General features: G+C 68.5%; 17 protein-coding genes. 2 read left to right on the plus strand and 15 right to left on the minus strand.

Features of this window, described 5'->3' with window-relative positions; all coding sequences use genetic code 11:
• Positions 1-49: 49 nt before the first annotated feature.
• From tatC to H5J26_RS06100, 9 genes are all read right to left on the minus strand, one after another.
• Positions 50-1,021, minus strand: a complete 972-nt coding sequence (gene tatC, locus H5J26_RS06060; RefSeq protein WP_181764662.1) for a twin-arginine translocase subunit TatC — start codon at positions 1,019-1,021, stop codon at positions 50-52.
• A gap of 77 nt (positions 1,022-1,098) precedes the next feature.
• On the minus strand, positions 1,099-1,383 hold the full coding sequence (gene tatA / locus H5J26_RS06065; protein ID WP_181764663.1) for a Sec-independent protein translocase subunit TatA: 285 nt from the start codon (positions 1,381-1,383) through the stop codon (positions 1,099-1,101).
• 225 nt (positions 1,384-1,608) lie between these two features.
• On the minus strand, positions 1,609-1,863 hold the full coding sequence (locus tag H5J26_RS06070; RefSeq protein ID WP_235980435.1) for a hypothetical protein: 255 nt from the start codon (positions 1,861-1,863) through the stop codon (positions 1,609-1,611).
• Between the two features lie 79 nt (positions 1,864-1,942).
• Positions 1,943-2,905: a helix-turn-helix transcriptional regulator gene (locus tag H5J26_RS06075; RefSeq protein ID WP_181764664.1), complete on the minus strand. Its 963-nt coding sequence runs from the start codon at positions 2,903-2,905 to the stop codon at positions 1,943-1,945.
• Positions 2,906-2,919: 14 nt separating this feature from the next.
• On the minus strand, positions 2,920-3,894 hold the full coding sequence (locus tag H5J26_RS06080) for a helix-turn-helix transcriptional regulator (RefSeq protein ID WP_181764665.1): 975 nt from the start codon (positions 3,892-3,894) through the stop codon (positions 2,920-2,922).
• A 138-nt stretch (positions 3,895-4,032) separates the two neighbouring features.
• Positions 4,033-4,407, minus strand: a complete 375-nt coding sequence (locus H5J26_RS06085) for an FKBP-type peptidyl-prolyl cis-trans isomerase (RefSeq protein ID WP_181764666.1) — start codon at positions 4,405-4,407, stop codon at positions 4,033-4,035.
• Between the two features lie 62 nt (positions 4,408-4,469).
• Positions 4,470-5,384, minus strand: a complete 915-nt coding sequence (locus H5J26_RS06090) for an FKBP-type peptidyl-prolyl cis-trans isomerase (RefSeq protein ID WP_309237798.1) — start codon at positions 5,382-5,384, stop codon at positions 4,470-4,472.
• Between the two features lie 134 nt (positions 5,385-5,518).
• A complete protein-coding gene (pafA, locus tag H5J26_RS06095; protein WP_181764668.1) occupies positions 5,519-6,880 on the minus strand; it encodes a Pup--protein ligase in 1,362 nt (453 codons plus the stop codon).
• A gap of 9 nt (positions 6,881-6,889) precedes the next feature.
• On the minus strand, positions 6,890-8,197 hold the full coding sequence (locus tag H5J26_RS06100; RefSeq protein ID WP_181764669.1) for an MFS transporter: 1,308 nt from the start codon (positions 8,195-8,197) through the stop codon (positions 6,890-6,892).
• Between the two features lie 124 nt (positions 8,198-8,321).
• On the opposite strand from H5J26_RS06100, the gene H5J26_RS06105 reads away from it, so the two are divergent.
• Positions 8,322-9,425 carry a LacI family DNA-binding transcriptional regulator gene (locus tag H5J26_RS06105; RefSeq protein ID WP_181764670.1) on the plus strand — a complete coding sequence of 368 codons (1,104 nt, stop codon included), beginning with the start codon at positions 8,322-8,324 and terminating at the stop codon, positions 9,423-9,425.
• Positions 9,426-9,536: 111 nt separating this feature from the next.
• On the opposite strand, the gene prcA is transcribed toward H5J26_RS06105, so the two are convergent.
• The 5 genes from prcA to arc all read right to left on the minus strand — a co-directional run bounded on the left by prcA (position 9,537) and on the right by arc (position 15,228).
• Complete coding sequence (prcA, locus tag H5J26_RS06110; protein WP_181764671.1) at positions 9,537-10,301, minus strand: proteasome subunit alpha; 765 nt, start codon at positions 10,299-10,301, stop codon at positions 9,537-9,539.
• Positions 10,302-10,357: 56 nt separating this feature from the next.
• On the minus strand, positions 10,358-11,203 hold the full coding sequence (gene prcB, locus H5J26_RS06115; protein ID WP_181764672.1) for a proteasome subunit beta: 846 nt from the start codon (positions 11,201-11,203) through the stop codon (positions 10,358-10,360).
• A 131-nt stretch (positions 11,204-11,334) separates the two neighbouring features.
• A complete protein-coding gene (locus H5J26_RS06120) occupies positions 11,335-11,553 on the minus strand; it encodes a ubiquitin-like protein Pup (RefSeq protein ID WP_181764673.1) in 219 nt (72 codons plus the stop codon).
• Positions 11,554-11,691: 138 nt separating this feature from the next.
• Positions 11,692-13,206, minus strand: coding sequence for a depupylase/deamidase Dop (gene dop / locus H5J26_RS06125; RefSeq protein ID WP_181764674.1), 1,515 nt, complete (start codon positions 13,204-13,206; stop codon positions 11,692-11,694).
• Between the two features lie 255 nt (positions 13,207-13,461).
• Positions 13,462-15,228, minus strand: a complete 1,767-nt coding sequence (arc, locus tag H5J26_RS06130) for a proteasome ATPase (protein WP_181764675.1) — start codon at positions 15,226-15,228, stop codon at positions 13,462-13,464.
• A 241-nt stretch (positions 15,229-15,469) separates the two neighbouring features.
• Between arc and H5J26_RS06135 the strand changes: the two genes are divergently transcribed.
• Positions 15,470-15,757 (plus strand): ferredoxin, encoded by a 288-nt coding sequence (locus tag H5J26_RS06135; protein ID WP_181764676.1) that lies wholly within the window; start codon positions 15,470-15,472, stop codon positions 15,755-15,757.
• Positions 15,758-15,824: 67 nt separating this feature from the next.
• Here H5J26_RS06135 and H5J26_RS06140 read toward each other — a convergent pair whose 3' ends face one another.
• On the minus strand, positions 15,825-16,394 hold the full coding sequence (locus H5J26_RS06140) for a hypothetical protein (protein WP_181764677.1): 570 nt from the start codon (positions 16,392-16,394) through the stop codon (positions 15,825-15,827).
• Positions 16,395-16,568: the final 174 nt, after the last annotated feature.

Consider the following 16,568-nt stretch of genomic DNA (forward strand, 5'->3'; position numbering starts at 1 on the left):
GGATTGACGAAAAGAGTGATCTCGCTGGTCACGCGCGGACCCTACAACGTCAGGTCGCGTCCCCGTAACCGTCGCGCCCCGACGGTCCGAGCTCGCCCTTGCCTTCGGGCTCCCCGTCCGTCAGCGAACGCTGGGCCGGTACGGTCTCGGCGTCGTCGAGGGCGTCGGGGGTGTCGATCTCGGACGCCTCGTCGTCGTCGATGCCCGCATAGGGATCGTTCCGGCTTCGGCGTCGGTCGTTGAAGAGGCAGATGCCCACGGCCCCGAAGTAGAGCAGGACGATCGGCGCGGCCAGCGCGGTCATCGTCAGCGGGTCACCGGTCGGGGTGGCGACGGCGGAGAAGATCGTGATGCAGAGCACCATGATCCGCCACCAGCCGAGCAGTTGGCGCCCCCCGAGGACGCCGGTGAGGTTGAGGAGGACCAGCAGCAGCGGCAGTTCGAAGGCGAGCCCGAAGACGATCACGAGCCGGGTGACGATGTCGAGGAAGTCGTCCAGCGGGATCAGGTTGCCGGTGCCGTCCGGGCTGAAGTCGAGCAGCGTCGCGGCCGCCTTCGGCAGGATCAGGTACGCGAGGTATGCGCCGCCGAGGAAGAGCGGGACGCCCGCCCCGACGAAGGCCCGCGCGTAGCGCTTCTCGTGCCTGTGCAGCCCGGGAGCGAGGAATCCCCAGAGCTGGTGGAGCCACACGGGGGACGCTGCGACCACACCGACCGTGAGGGCGACCTTGAGCATGATCGTGAACGGCGCGATCAGGCCGTTGATGGTGATCTCGGCACAGGTCTCGCCGTCCTGGGCGGCACGCCCGAACCCCTCGGTGCAGCCAACGGACTCGCGCACCGGGTCGGTGAGGAAGCCGGCGATGGGCTTGTAGTAGATCATCGCCACGACGGTGACGACGAGAATCGCCAGCACCGCCTTCATGAGCCGGTTGCGCAGCTCCCGCAGATGCTCCGCGAGGGGCATCCGCCCCTCGGGATCCTTCTCCCTCTTGCCCTCATTACGGGCTGACTTGAGCAACCCACGTCCTCATTGTCTGAAGTGTCGGAATTGCACATTCGCCGGACAGGCAGGATGTGCCGGAGTCAGGCGGCAGTTCAGGACTGCTTCTGCTGATTGGTCGGCTCGGAGACGGGGCGCGAGCTGGCGACGTCCCCAGGTGAGGCCTGGATGGTGCGCGGGGCCTGCTGGGTGGAGTCGGCAGAGGTCCCGGCGTCGTTGTCGTCGCCGCCGTCCTTCTTCATCTGCTTGGCTTCGCTCTTGAGGATGCGGGCGGACTTGCCCAGCGAACGAGCCATGTCCGGAAGCTTCTTGGCGCCGAACAGCAGCAGGATGACCAGGACGATCAGAACGATCTCCAGGGGCTTCAAATTGCCGATCATGTGCCACTACCTTCTCGCCGGGGCCGGCGTGTGTGCTTGCCTGCCGTGTGAATCGGACGGGCTGCGTCAAGCGAGTACTGCCAGCGATCGTAACCCTGAGGAGTGAACGAGGGGCAATGCCCGTACCCACTCGGGGTTGCGGTCGCCTTTCACCGACGACGCGGCACTCTGCAGCTTACCGTCCATAGGTACGGGCCAGGCAGTGCGCGTAGGCACCGCCCCCCGTCACGGCCGGACCCGGCCGGAAGCCCGTCCCTTCGCGTGCTCAGCGGCCTCGCCCGCACCTCCAGTCGCACCGGCCCGCCCGGCGAGCGGCACCGCGGCCCGCTCCAGGTCCTCGGCGGCACGGGTGATCCGCTCGGAGCTGTCCCCCACGGCCCGGGTGAAACGGCGCACTTCCACACCGACCCGGACGGCCAGCACACCGAGCACGGCGATTCCGCAGAAGGCGAGTGCGAGATAGAACATGGGCCAGAGCATGCGCGAAGCCTAGTGGCTCACGGCGAAGCGGAGTCCGCGCCTCCTTCGCAGGAGGCCTTCGCAGGAGGCCGCACCCGGCTCACTCCCCGTACGCCGCCAGCGCCAGCCGGGCCGCTTCCTTCGCGTTCTCAGCCAGCTCACGGGGTGCCACGATCCGGCCGTCGCGGCCCAGCCGCAGAGCCAGCCGGCGCAGCGAAGCCGGGTCGGGGGTGCGCAGGGTGACGCGCAGACCGCCGTCGGGCAGCTCCTCCGCGCTGTCGTACGGGTAGTACTCGGCGACCCAGCGCCCTCCCGGACCGACCTCGATGACGACCTCGGGGTCCTCCGCGGCGGGCTGGACCAGACCCTCGCTCAGATCGCGCAGCTCCACCGGCGGCGGATCGGCCGGCTCGTCCAGCAGCTTGATCTCCGCGACCCGGTCCAGCCGGAAGGTGCGGCGGGCCTCGGAGAGCCGGCACCACCCCTCCAGGTAGGTGTGGCCGACGGCGAAGAGACGGATGGGGTCGACCTCGCGTTCGGTCAGCTCGTCGCGTGCCGGTGAGTAGTAGCGCAGCCAGAGCCTGCGCCGCTCCGCGATGGCGCGGTCCACGTCGGCGAAGACCCCGCCCTCCGACTCGAAGGTGACCGACAGCCTGGAGCTTGCTCCCGCGCTCTCCCCCGCCGCGGCCTCCAGCTTGGCGGTGGCGCGCTGCAACGCGTCACGGTCGCTCTCCCGCAGCCCCGGCAGGGTGGCGACCGCGCGGGCGGCCACGAGCAGGGCCGTCGCCTCGTCGGAGGCGAGGCGCAGCGGCTGCGCCGTGTCGCTGCCTAGGGCGTCGGCGTTGCGCCACCAGATGCGCTCGCCGTCCGTGTCGATCTCCAGCAGGTCGCCGCCGCGGAAGCTGGTGCCGCACATCGGCAGCACGTCCAGATCGGAGATCAACTCGTCGGCCGTGATGCCGAATGCGCGCGCCACGTCGTCGATGCGGGCGCCGGGCCGGTCGCGGAGATAGGTCACCAGCGACAGCATCCTGCGGGTCTGGTCGATGGCGTTCGATGCCACTTCTGCGCTCCCCCTCAGCCTTTGGCGACGGCGCGCAGCCGGTCCACCACTTCGGCCCTCAACTCGGCCGGTTCCAGCACGATCACGTCCGGCCCGAACTCCACGAGCCAGGCGTCGAGCCCGTGTCCGTACGGGATCTCCAACTCCGCCCAGCCGTCGGCCAGTTCCCGCACCTGCGTCGCCCTCGCCCGCAGCGGATAGCCGGAGCCGGGACGCAGGCGGATGCGCGCGGTGCGGGACGCGCTCTCACCGGCCCAGCGCTCGACGGTCTCCCGCACGGTGACCTGGTCCGGCACGGGCGCGGTGAAGGCCGTCGCGCGGGACCGTACGGGGCCGGTGATGCGGGAGATGCGGAAGACGCGCTCGGCCTGCCGGTCCCTGTCGAAGCCCGCGAGGTACCAGTGACCGCGCCAGCACTCCAGCGTCCAGGGCTCGACCTGACGGCGTTCTGGGCGGGCCGCGTTGGACTTGCGGTAGTCGAAGACGACGGGCCGGCGGTCGCGGCAGGCGAGCATCAGCGGCTCGAACGCGGCCTCGCGGGCGGGGATATGGGGCTCCAGCGTGCTGTGCGGGATCGCGGGCCCGTGGCCCTCCCCGTCCCCGTCGTACTGCGGCATCCCACCCGCCGCGTGAAGCTTCTGCAGGGCGCCGCTGGCCGCACCGGCGAGACGGGCCTGCTGCCACACGCGTGCGGCCAGGCCCAGCGCTGTGGCTTCCTCGGCGTCGAGGGCGATGGGCGGCAGCCTGTTGCTGTCGTGCTGGGCCCGGTACCCCACATCGCCGTCCAGGCCCTCCACCGTGTCGATGACGAGGCCGAGTTCGCGCAGATCGTCCTTGTCGCGCTCGAACATCCTGTTGAAGGACTCGTCGTTGCCCGCCTCCAGGTACGCCTCGATCGACGTACGCAGCTCACGCTTGGTCAGCGGGCGCCGGGTCCCGAGCAGGCACAGCGCCAGGTTCATCAGCCGCTCGGCCTTGGCAATCGCCATGGGCTCCCTCGTGCCTCTCTCGTACTGCTCTGTGCTCTTCTGAGCACTCGACGGTACCGCTCGTCGGCTGCCCGGCCAAAGCAAAGACCGAGGACCCCGCACGGGGCGGGGTCCTCGGGAGCTGCGCGGCCGGTCCGGTCAGACGGAGACCAGGTCGCAGACGAAGATCAACGTCTCGTTCGGCTTGATACGGCCGCCGCCCGCACCCTGCTCTCCGTACGCGAGGTGGGACGGGATGGTCAGCCGACGGCGACCGCCGACCTTCATACCCTGCACGCCACGGTCCCAGCCGGGGATGACCTGACCGGCACCGAGCTGGAACTGCAGCGGCTTGCCGCGGTTCCAGCTGGCGTCGAACTCCTCGCCGCTGGAGAAGGAGACGCCCACGTAGTGGACGGAGACGTTGTCGCCGGCCTTGGCCTCGGGACCGTCGCCCTCCCAGAGATCCACGATCTCCAGGTCGGCAGGCGGCGCGCCCTCGGGAAAGTCGACCTCGGGCTTGTCGATGCTCACGAAATGGCTCCTACCAACGAATCATTCGGACAACCGCGCCAGTGTTTCACGCCTGGCGGTGCTCAGTTCACGCTCAGCACGTCGACCGAGAAGACGACCCCGGACTTGAACTGCTTGCGCTGCTGCTTGGGGAACTCGTCCTTGGGCACGGAGATCACCACGCGGCTGCCGGCCTTCTTGCCCTCCAGCGCCTCGGCCCAGCCGGGGATCTTGGAGACCGGGATCTCCTGCGGACCGCCCTGCCGCCATGTGTCGTCCAGCTGCTTGCCGTCCTTCCACATCTTGGCCGTGAAGTTGGTCAGAATCGTGCTCTTCTTGGTGATCTTCTTGCCGTCGCCCTTGACCACGGTCTCGTCGAGGAGCTCGTCCGGCGCCTCCTCGACACCCTTGGGCATCGTGATCGTCGGCCCCTTGCTCTTCAGGACCTCGCTGCTGACCTCGGGAAGAGCCGGGTTGTGGTCGCCCTTCACCGGCTCGCCGTCGATCTTGTTCGGCATGATCTTCTCGAGATCGACGACGAAGACGAGGCTGGCGTTGGCCGGGATCTGCGGGGGCTGACCCTGCTTGCCGTAACCCTTCGCCGGCGGCACCACCATCTCGACGCGGCTGCCGACCTTCTTGCCGACCAGGGCCTCGTCCCAGCCCTTGATGACCTTGCCGGTGCCGATCTGGAAGGTGGCGGCCTGCCCGCGCTTCCAGCTGCTGTCGAACTCCTTGCCCTTCCACAGCTGGCCCAGGTAGTTCGCGTTGAGCGAGTCGCCCTTCTTGACCTTCTGCCCGTCGCCCTCCTTGAGGACCTTGACCTTCAGCTGCTTGGGCGGCTTGCCCTCGCCCTTGGCCACCTTGGGCTTCTTGTCCGTGGCGCCGGTGACCTTCGGGAGGGCTCCGTTCTTCGACTCGGAGCCGTCGTCGCTGCCGCAGGCGGCGACGGAGACGGCCAGCACGGGTACGGCCAGCGCCGCAGCGAAGCGACGCACGTAGGGCTTCCTGGGGTGGGGGGTTGTTCCCCCGGGAGTCTGCAGCATGTGTCCAACTCGCGGTGTAGGGATGTCCGGGCGGTCGGGGCAACCCTACGACCCCGCCCGGCCATCCCCGCCACCGCCGACACGTCTCACATCCCCGCGATGAGTTTCTCCACTCGCTCGTCGACCGACCGGAAGGGGTCCTTGCACAACACGGTGCGCTGCGCCTGGTCGTTGAGCTTGAGGTGGACCCAGTCGACGGTGAAGTCCCGCCGCTGCTCCTGGGCCCGCCTGATGAAGTCCCCGCGAAGCCGGGCCCGAGTGGTCTGCGGCGGCACCGACTTGCCCTCGAAAATCTTGAGATCGTTGCAGATACGGGCCGCTTGACCGTTCCGCTCCAGCAGGTAGTACAACCCGCGGCGGCGGTGGATGTCGTGGTACGCGAGATCTATCTGCGCGACCCGGGGGTGGGACATCGTGATGTTGTTCTTGTTCCGGTAGCGCTCGATCAACTGGTACTTCATGACCCAGTCGATCTCCGTGTTGATCTTGTCGAGCTCCTCGGTGCGGATCGCGTCCAGCGCACGGCCCCACAGCTCCAGAACGCGCTCGACCCTGCCCGTACGGATACCGCGGCGCTCGCAGAAGTCCAGCGCCTTCTCGTAGTACTCCTGCTGGACTTCGAGGGCGGACGCCTCGCGGCCGCTCGCCAGGCGCACCTTCCGCTGCCCCGTGATGTCGTGGCTGACCTCGCGGATGGCCCGGATCGGGTTCTCCAGGGTCAGGTCGCGCATGACCGTGCCGGCCTCGATCATGCGCAGCACGAGGTCGGTGGCCCCGACCTTGAGCAGCATGGTCGTCTCCGACATGTTCGAGTCGCCGACGATGACGTGCAGACGGCGGTAGCGCTCGGCGTCTGCGTGCGGTTCGTCGCGGGTGTTGATGATCGGGCGGGAACGCGTCGTCGCGGAGCTGACGCCCTCCCAGATGTGCTCGGCACGCTGGCTGACGCAGAAGACGGCACCGCGCGGCGTCTGCAGCACCTTGCCCGCGCCGCACACGAGTTGGCGGGTGACGAGGAAGGGGATGAGCACGTCCGCGAGACGTGAGAACTCCCCGTGCCGCGCCACGAGATAGTTCTCGTGGCAGCCGTAGGAGTTGCCCGCCGAATCGGTGTTGTTCTTGAAGAGGTAGACGTCGCCTGCGATTCCTTCCTCGTGCAGGCGGCGTTCGGCGTCGACGAGGAGGCCCTCGAGGATGCGCTCGCCCGCCTTGTCGTGGGTGACCAGCTCGGTCACGTTGTCGCACTCGGGTGTCGCGTATTCGGGGTGCGAGCCCACGTCCAGGTAGAGGCGGGCCCCGTTGCGCAGAAAGACGTTGCTGCTGCGGCCCCATGACACGACACGGCGGAAGAGGTACCGCGCCACTTCGTCGGGGGACAGGCGTCGCTGTCCCCGAAACGTACACGTGACGCCGTACTCGTTCTCAAGCCCGAAGATTCGGCGGTCCATGACTGAACATTACGCCTGACGGCCTGTTCTGAAACCGGGTTCGGGGGCAGCATTGCGATCATTTTCCGCCCCCGCCACCGGCGCTGACGCGTGGCCAGGACCTGCGGCAAGTCCGACGACGGGAGCCGCGCCGGAACCGGGAGGGGTCACCGACAGGGCGCGCGCCGTCAGCAGCAGCACCACGAGCGCCGCGACGCCCCCGACACCCGCGACCCCGAACCCCGCGGAGGCACCGCCCCACTCGATGACCGGGCCCACGACGGCCGTACCCCCAGCCGCGCCCACCCCGAAGGTGGTGACGAGCCAGGAGAAGGCCTCCGTGACGGTGCCGGAGGGAGCGTGCCGGTCCACCACCACGAAGGCACACGCCAGGGCCGGGGCGAGGAAGACGCCGGCGACGCCCGCCAGCGCCGTCATCGAGACCACGCCGGGCACCAGGGCCAGCGGAAGGTAGCCGACGGCAAGAGCGAGAACCAGCCATACGAGTCGCCGCTCCGGCACCCCCGGCCAGTGCCGCGCTCCGTAGACGACTCCGCCGAGGAGAGCACCGAAGCCCAGCGCCGAGAGGAGATAGCTGGAGATGAGGGCGTCACCGTAGCCGTCGGCGTAGCTGACGGCGGCGACCGCGATGGAGCCGAGCGCCAGACCGACGAAGAAGAAGGAACCCAGCAGTGCGAGCAGCCCCGAGGAGCGCAGCGCGCCCAGCCAGTGCGCCTCGCGCGGCGCCGAGCGCCAGGCGCGGGACGGCGGCGAGACCAGGACCGAGGCCGCACCGAGCACGCCGAGAATGTTGATGACCAGGAGCCCGGCGGCCTCGTTCCAGTAGGCGACGAACAAGGTCAGCAGCAGCGGCCCCACGGCGAACATGACTTCCTGGGCCACCGCGTCCAGCGCGTACGCCCTGTGCACCTTGTCGGGCCCCTTGAGGACGCCGGGCCACAGCGCCCGCAGACCGCCCTCCAGCGGGGGCGTGGCCAGACCGGCGACCAGCACGGCGAGAGCAGCCATGGGGACGGGATCGATCCCGACCACCGCGAACAGCGCCATGCCCAGGCCCGAGAGCAGTGCGGCGGGGAACATCACGCGCGGCTGACCGTGGAGGTCGACGAGCCGCCCCAGGAGCGGCTGCCCCACAGCTGTCGCGAGCCCGTACACGGCGGACAGGGCGCCCGCGAGGGTGTAGCCACCGCCCTCGGCGCGGGTGAAGAGCACGATCGCCAGCGGGCCCGTGGCGTTGGGAAGCCGTCCGATCAGCGTGCCCACGAGCAGCCGCATCGCGTGCCGGGCGCGCAGCAGTTCGGCATAGCCCGTAGCCATCACTCGGCTCCTCTCCGCGCCGCAAGGACACGTTGTACGTATAACCTCGACGTCATACGTACCATGTCGCTGACCCACGGTCCACCCCGGGCACGATGTGCGACGGGCGGAAGGAGCGGTACGGATGGCGAGCACGCGGCGGCCGGGAACCGAGGCGGAGCCACGCACCGGGCCGTCTCCCGGGAGGTCCGCAGCAGCGGACCCGGCAGCCGGTGCCTCAGCCGGCGCCCGTCCCACCAGTCGTGACGTCGCCCGGCACGCGAACGTCTCCCAGGCGACGGTCTCCCTCGTACTGGGCGGGAAGTGGCAGGGCCGGGTCTCACCCGGAACGGCTGAAACCGTTCGCTCCGCCGCCCGCACACTCGGCTATCGGCCCAACCTGGCCGCTCGCAGTCTGCGGCTCGGCCGCACCCGCACCGCGCTGCTCGTCGTCCCGGCGCTGACCCACGACTACTTCGCGCGGGTCCACACGGGCGCTTCACGCGTCGCCACCGAGCACGACTTCGGCGTGGTGCTCTACCCCTCCCCCGAGGGAACGGGGCCGGCCGTCGACCCCTTCGGGTCCGCAAGAGCGGCGCTCGACGGCGTGATCGCCTCGTCGATGGCTCCGGAGGCGCTGGCCGCACTCCGCGACGGCGGCCAGCTGCCCCTGGTCATGCTCGACAGCGATCCGGAGGGCGACCGCGCGGCCGCCACCGTCAACCTCGACATCGCCGACGGCATGCACCAGGCCGCCGCCCACCTGCTCGGCCTGGGCCACCGGCGCATCGCTCACATCGCCGCCGCGGTGGACAGCTGGACCTTCGGCGTACGGGCGCGCGCGCTGGCACGGGCCGTCGCAGGCACCGCGGGGAGGCTCGTGGGGACCGAGCGCTCCGGATTGAGCGTCGAGGACGCGCTGGAGGCCGCCACACGGGCTCTGGCGGCGCGGCCCCGGCCCACCGCACTGATCTGTGACGACGACCTGCTGGCCGCGGGAGCCTGCAAGGCGGCACGGCGGCTGGGGCTTCGTGTGCCCGAGGACGTGTCCGTGACGGGATTCGACGATCTGAGCCTGGCCACGGCTCTGGAGCCGGAGCTGACAACCGTGCGGCTGCCCGCGGAGGAAGTCGGCGCGGAGGGCATGCGCGCACTGCTGGCCGTCCTGGACGGACGACGGGCCAACTCCCCCGTGCTCCCCGTCCAGTTGGTAAGGCGGGGCTCCACGGCCGCTCCCGCCGACGCGTGAACGGTGCCGGTGCCTCGCGCGGCGGGCCGTCCCTCCTCACCGCACAATGCGACGTGCCCCGGCAGGTGTTGAGACCTGCCGGGGCACGTGACGCGCTGAGATGAGAGCTCGCTACTCCTCCGAGTCGGAGTCCGACGAGTCCTTGGATCCGCCGTCGCCGGAGGACGAGCCGGCACCGTCCTCCCCGAGGAGACGCGCGAGCTGGCTGCCCAGCACACGCTTGAACTTGCGCTGCTGCTGACGGCTGCGGTCGAGCAGAGCGACCTCCAACTGGTCCGCGGTCAGCTCCCGTTCACCGCCGTTGTTGTCCCTCGCCAGGGACTCCATGCCGAGCTTGACGGCCTCCGCCAGCGTCATGTCGTCGCGATGGCGCTGTTCCAGGTAGCTGTTGATCTGATCGGAGTTGCCGCCGACGGCGAGCGAACCGTGCTCGTCCACGATCGAGCCGTCGTGGGGCAGCCGGTAGATCTGGTCGTCCTCGGGCGCGGCACCGACCTCGGCGACGATCAGCTCCACCTCGTACGGCTTCTCGGCCGCACTGGAGAAGATGGTGCCCAGCGTCTGCGCGTAGACGTTCGCCAGACCGCGAGCCGTCACGTCGGCCCGGTCGTAGGTGAAGCCCCGCAGATCCGCGTAACGCACGCCGCCGATACGGAGGTTCTCGAACTCGTTGTACTTGCCGACCGCGGCGAAGGCGATGCGGTCGTAGATCTCGCTGATCTTGTGCAGCGACCGCGAGGGGTTCTCGGCGACGAACACGATGCCGTCGGTGTACTGCAGCACGACCACGCTGCGGCCCCGCGCGATGCCCTTGCGGGCGTACTCGGCGCGGTCCGCCATGGCCTGCTGGGGTGAGACGTAGAACGGCGTCGACACCGGCTATCCGTCCCTTCCTGTCCTGTCTGAGAGGGCGCAGAAGACCCCCGTGGCCATTAGGAGATCGGGGCCTGCGGCCCGTCGGGCCGCTGGAGCCGGCCTTCGTGCATCGTGCGGACGAGCTCGGCGACCTCGTCCTCGCTCAGCCTGCGGCAGCCCTCGTCGTCGATGACCGTGACGATCGGGTAGATCCGCCGGGTCATGTCCGGGCCGCCCGTCGCGGAGTCGTCGTCCGCCGCGTCGTAGAGGGCCTGGAGCACGACCGTGCAGACCTCCTGCTCCGTCAGGTCGTCCCGGTGCAGCTTCTTCAGCGAACCGCGGGCGAAGACCGAACCGGATCCGACGGCGGAGAACCCTGTCTCCTCGGAACGGCCGCCCGTCACGTCGTAGGAGAAGATCCGGCCTTTCGCACGGTCCACGTCGTAACCCGCGAAGACGGGGACGACCGCGAGACCCTGCATCGCCATGCCGAGGTTGCTGCGGATCATCGTGGAGAGCCTGTTGGCCTTGCCCTCCAGGGAGAGACCCGAGCCCTCCACCTTCTCGAAGTGCTCCAGCTCGAGCTGGAAGAGCTTGACCATCTCCACCGCGAGGCCGGCCGTGCCGGCGATTCCGACTGCGGAGTACTCGTCAGCCGGGAACACCTTCTCGATGTCCCGCTGAGCGATGACGTTGCCCATGGTCGCTCGCCTGTCCCCCGCGAGCACCACGCCGCCGGGGTAGGTCGCCGCGACGATGGTGGTGCCGTGCGGGACCTGGACGGCACCCTCGACGGGGGGCATGGGGCGGCTGCCTGGCAGCACGTCCGGGGCGTGCTCGGACAGGAAATCCATGAACGAGGACGAGCCTGGCGTCAGGAAGGCAGCCGGCAGACGCCCTGTGTCACGAGTGTTGGCTTCCACACGTTTCCTTCCACGAGTCGGAAGTCGAGTCAGAGGAGATCTTGGAATGCTGCACGGACCATACCCGGAGGCACGAATGTCATCCGTCCTGCGCCCCCGGCGACGGGGACGCAGGACGGTGATCACGCGCCTTACTCTCCGCCCTTCTGAACGAACGACCTCACGAAGTCCTCGGCGTTCTCTTCAAGGACGTCATCGATCTCGTCGAGAACGGAGTCCACGTCATCCGAGAGCGCCTCCTGACGCTCCTTGAGGTCTTCGGAGACCTGCGTCTCCTCCGCCTGCTCCTCGGTGTCCTCGGTCTGACGTGTGGCCTTCTGCTGGCCGCCGCCTGTGTCCTTGGTCGCCATATCCCTCACCCCGCTCGGTTCGGTGTACGCGTGACGTACAAGATCAGACCCTACAAGCAGGGACTGACATCGGCCCTTCACTTCTCCCAACGTCAGAGGGCCACCCCGGTGATTCCCGTTTCCGGCGGCCGATAGCCCTCATCGGCCTCCGGAAAGCACTCTCACCAGGTCCTCCGCGGTGCTGCAGCGGTCCAAAAGCTCCTTCACGTGGTCCCGGGTACCCCGAAGCGGCTCGAGTGTGGGTACCCGTTGCAGAGAGTCACGGCCGGGGAGGTCGAAGATGACCGAGTCCCACGAAGCAGCGGCCACGTCGTCCGCGTACTGCTCCAGGCAGCGGCCACGGAAATAGGCGCGGGTGTCCTCCGGGGGCTTGCCCACCGCCCGCTGCACGTCCGACTCGTCGAGCAGCCGCTGGATGTTGCCGCGGTTCGCGAGGCGGTTGTACAGGCCCTTGTCGGCCCTTACGTCGGCGTACTGCAGGTCAACGAGGTGCAGCCGCGCCGCGTCCCATTCGAGCTGGTCGCGGCGGCGGTAGCCCTCCATCAGCTCACGCTTCGCGACCCAGTCCAGCTCACTGGAGAGGCTCATCGGGTCCTGCTCCAGCCTGGAGAGCACGTCCTCCCAGCGGGTCAGCACGTCCTTGGTCTGCTCGTCGGCGTCGGCGCCCCAGCGCTCCTCGACGTACTTGCGCGCCAGCTCGCAGTACTCCATCTGCAACTGCACGCCCGTGAGCGTGCGGCCGCTGCGCAGTGTGATCAGACGGCCCAGCGTGGGGTCGTGCGAGACCTGGTGGAGCGTGCGTACGGGCTGGTCGACGGCGAGGTCGACGGCGATGAAGCCGTCCTCGATCATCGACAGGACCAGCGCCGTGGTGCCCAGCTTGAGGTAGGTGGAGATCTCGGAGAGATTCGCGTCCCCGATGATCACGTGCAGCCGGCGGTACTTCTCCGCGTCCGCGTGGGGCTCGTCCCGGGTGTTGATGATCGGCCGCTTCAGCGTCGTCTCGAGGCCGACCTCGACCTCGAAGTAGTCGGCGCGCTGGCTGAGCTGGAAGCCGTGCTCGCTGCCGTCCTGGCCGAGTCCGACTCGCCCCGCACCGCAGACCACCTGCCGGGAGACGAAGAAGGGCGTCAGGTGCCGCACGATGTCGGAGAACGCGGTCTCCCGCTTCATCAGGTAGTTCTCGTGCGTGCCGTAGGAGGCGCCCTTGTTGTCGGTGTTGTTCTTGTAGAGGTGGATCGGCTGGGTGCCGGGGACCTCGGCGGCGCGCTCGGCGGCCTCCGCCATGATCCGCTCCCCCGCCTTGTCCCACAGGACGGCGTCGAGGGGGTTGGTGATCTCCGGCGAGCTGTACTCGGGGTGGGCGTGGTCGACGTAGAGGCGGGCTCCGTTGGTGAGGATCACGTTGGCGAGGCCGATGTCCTCGTCGGTGAGCTGGCTCGCGTCGGCCGATTCCCGTGCCAGGTCGAACCCGCGGGCGTCCCGCAGGGGGTTCTCCTCCTCGAAGTCCCAGCGGGCACGGCGCGCCCGGTGCATCGCCGCGGCGTAGGCGTTGACGATCTGGGATGAGGTGAGCATGGCATTGGCGTTGGGGTGGCCGGGCACGGAGATCCCGTACTCGGTCTCGATGCCCATTACTCGCCGTACGGTCATGCGGCCCTCCTTGCCCGGCGGAGGCCCACCGATGGGCCACCGCTCAAGTCCCGCTGTGCACCGTGCCCGTGTGCGTTCCGTCCCCGAGCACTGCACGCAGAGGTACTACGCACGAGCCTAGAACGCACGGACTGAAGTCGGGAGATCACTCAGCGGACTTCCTCAGACTGCTCAAAAACGATCCGGCCACGGACGCCCTCCCCCTGCCTTCGGCGAGGGTCCACACTGGGCGTCCGCAGCCGGATCGCTATCTGCTTACAAGTACTGACCGGTGTTGGCCACGGTGTCGATGGAGCGACCCGTGTCCGCGCCCTGCTTTCCGGTGACCAGCGTGCGGATGTAGACGATCCGCTCGCCCTTCTTGCCGGAGATGCGGGCCCAGTCGTCGGGGTTGGTCGTGTTCGGAAGGTCCTCGTTCTCCTTGAACTCGTCCACGCAAGCGGCGAGCAGATGGGAGACGCGCAGACCCTTCTGGTTCTGGTCGAGGTAGGCCTTGATGGCCATCTTCTTCGCCCGGCCGACGATGTTCTCGATCATGGCGCCGGAGTTGAAGTCCTTGAAGTAGAGAACTTCCTTGTCGCCGTTGGCGTACGTGACTTCGAGGAAGCGGTTCTCTTCGGACTCCGCGTACATCTGCTCCACGACGGACTGGATCATGGCGTCGACCGCGGCGTTGGCGTTGCCGCCGTTCTCGGAGACGTCGTCCGTGTGCAGCGGGAGGTTCGGGGTGAGGTACTTCGAGAAGATGTCCTTCGCGGCCTCGGCGTCGGGACGCTCGATCTTGATCTTCACGTCGAGTCGGCCCGGGCGCAGGATCGCCGGGTCGATCATGTCCTCGCGGTTGGAGGCACCGATGACGATCACGTTCTCGAGGCCTTCGACACCGTCGATCTCGGAGAGCAGCTGCGGAACGATGGTGTTCTCCACGTCCGAGCTGACGCCCGAGCCGCGAGTGCGGAAGAGGGAGTCCATCTCGTCGAAGAAGACGATGACGGGCGTGCCCTCGCTCGCCTTCTCTCTCGCCCGCTGGAAGACCAGGCGGATGTGCCGCTCGGTCTCGCCCACGTACTTGTTGAGGAGCTCCGGGCCCTTGATGTTGAGGAAGTAGCTCTTGCCCTGGGGCTTGCCGGTGACCTCTGCGACCTTCTTCGCCAGCGAGTTGGCGACCGCCTTCGCGATGAGGGTCTTACCGCAACCGGGAGGCCCGTAGAGCAGGACGCCCTTGGGCGGGCGGAGTTCGTGCTCCTTGAAGAGATCCGGGTGCAGGTACGGGAGTTCGACCGCGTCGCGGATCATCTCGATCTGCCCGCGCAGCCCACCGATCTTGGCGTAGTCGATGTCCGGGACCTCTTCGAGGACCAGCTCCTCGACCTCGCTCTTCGGAACGATCTCGAAGACGTAGCCGGAGCGGGGCTCGAGCAGCAGCGCGTCACCGGCGCGGAGAGTGGACTCGAGCAGCGGCTCGGCGAGGCGCACCACGCGCTCCTCGTCGGTGTGCCCGACGACGAGAGCACGCTCGCCGTCCTCGAGGACCTCCTTGAGCGTGACGATGTCTCCGGCACGCTCGAACTCCATGGCGTCGACCACGTTGAGCGCTTCGTTGAGCATCAGTTCCTGGCCGCGCCGGAGCTCCTCGAGCTCGACGCTGGGACTGACGTTCACACGGAGCTTGCGGCCACCGGTGAAGATGTCCGCCGTGCCGTCGTCGTTCGCCTGCAGAAAAACTCCGAAGCCGGCCGGCGGCTGAGCAAGACGGTCGACCTCTTCCTTGAGAGCCACGATCTGATCGCGGGCCTCACGGAGAGTGTTGGAGAGTCGCTCGTTCTGCGCTGAGACTCCGGCCAGATTGGTCTGCAGCTCGACGATCCGCTCCTCAAGAATCCGAGTGTGTCGCGGAGAGTCGGCGAGCTTGCGGCGCAGGACGGCGATTTCCTGCTCGAGATACGCGACCTGGCCGGCGGGGTCTTCTGAACCCCGACCAGGCCGGATGCCGCGGTTGATGTCGTCGTCGTGGGCTGCCACGGTCCTCACCTCCTCCAGGGGGAGCTGGACGTTCCTGACCCTACCTGGACCGGTACGGGTTGAAACCCTAGATCACAAAGACGGTCATGGTGTGTCTGATCTTCACCCTTGCGCGCTCCCTCACGCCAGGGAATACCCACCCATGACCATCCGAAAGCGGCCGGTTGTAGGGTCGAGATGGTCAACACCCCTTGATGGGCGGCAGCTTTCCATCACGAACGCAGGAACGGCAGGCGACAGGATGAGCTCCGGGAACGACGCACTCGAGGTCTGGATCGACCAGGACCTGTGCACCGGCGACGGCATCTGCGCGCAGTACGCACCCGAGGTGTTCGAGCTGGACATCGACGGGTTGGCCTATGTGAAGAACGGCGAGGACGAGCTCCTCCAGGACAAGGGCGCGGCCACTCCCGTGCCCCTTCCACTCCTCAACGACGTGGTGGATTCCGCCAAGGAGTGCCCCGGGGACTGCATCCACGTCCGCCGGGTTTCGGACAGCGTCGAGGTCTACGGACCCGAGGCGGAATGACACGGGGAGTGACGGCGGAGCACGTTCGGTAGCCGAACGGAAGGGCCGGGAAGGGTCTGTTGGCTCCTCAGACGCTTTCCGGGCTCCCGGCGACGGGAGCGGCCTCGAGCGCGAACTTCCCGTCCTTCCACTCCCACTTCACCTTCCGCTGCTTGTCCGGGCAGCAGCTCGGCACGGACGGGGACGAGTAGCCGAGAAGCTTCGCGGAGACGGTGGTGCCGCGGACCTTCAGGTCCTGCACGGTCATCCGCTCCTTGGTGCGCAGCATCGTGGCGACCACGCGCGGGGGCTTGTCGGGTTCGGCGGCGGAAGCCAGCACGAAGAGGGCGTTGGGCGGCGAGCCCGTACCGGAGTGGCAGCGCACGGATGCGACCGTCTCGCTGCGTCCGTCGCCGTCGAAATCGGCGGAACCCTGGTCCACGACAACGACCTTGGCCTGCGGGCCGCGGCCGCAATTCACCGGGAAATCGGCCTTCTTCGGGTTCGGGCCCGGCGCGGCGGAGGTCGTGGTGAGGGTGGGCTGGGCGGTGGCGTCCGCGGGCTGGATCAGCGCCGAGGCGCCGACGACGGCGGCGAGAGCCACGGCAGTGCTCAGCCAGTGCACCATGCGGGTACGGGTGTGCGGCAGTTCCGTCACGCCGGGTGACTCCTGTGAGAAGTGTGCTTGGGGGTGCCCAGCATCGTGCCATACGTCACACGGCATCGGAACGGCCGGGTCCGCAGTTCTGCGGGACTTTTCTGACGCCCCGTCACTCTCCGCCCGGCGCGCCGTCGTTGCCCGGCCCTGCTCGGCGTCTGCCCGGCGGGGTTC

It is taken from the genome of Streptomyces albidus (ex Kaewkla and Franco 2022), from assembly GCF_013870515.1.
GTDB lineage: Bacteria > Actinomycetota > Actinomycetes > Streptomycetales > Streptomycetaceae > Streptomyces > Streptomyces albidus.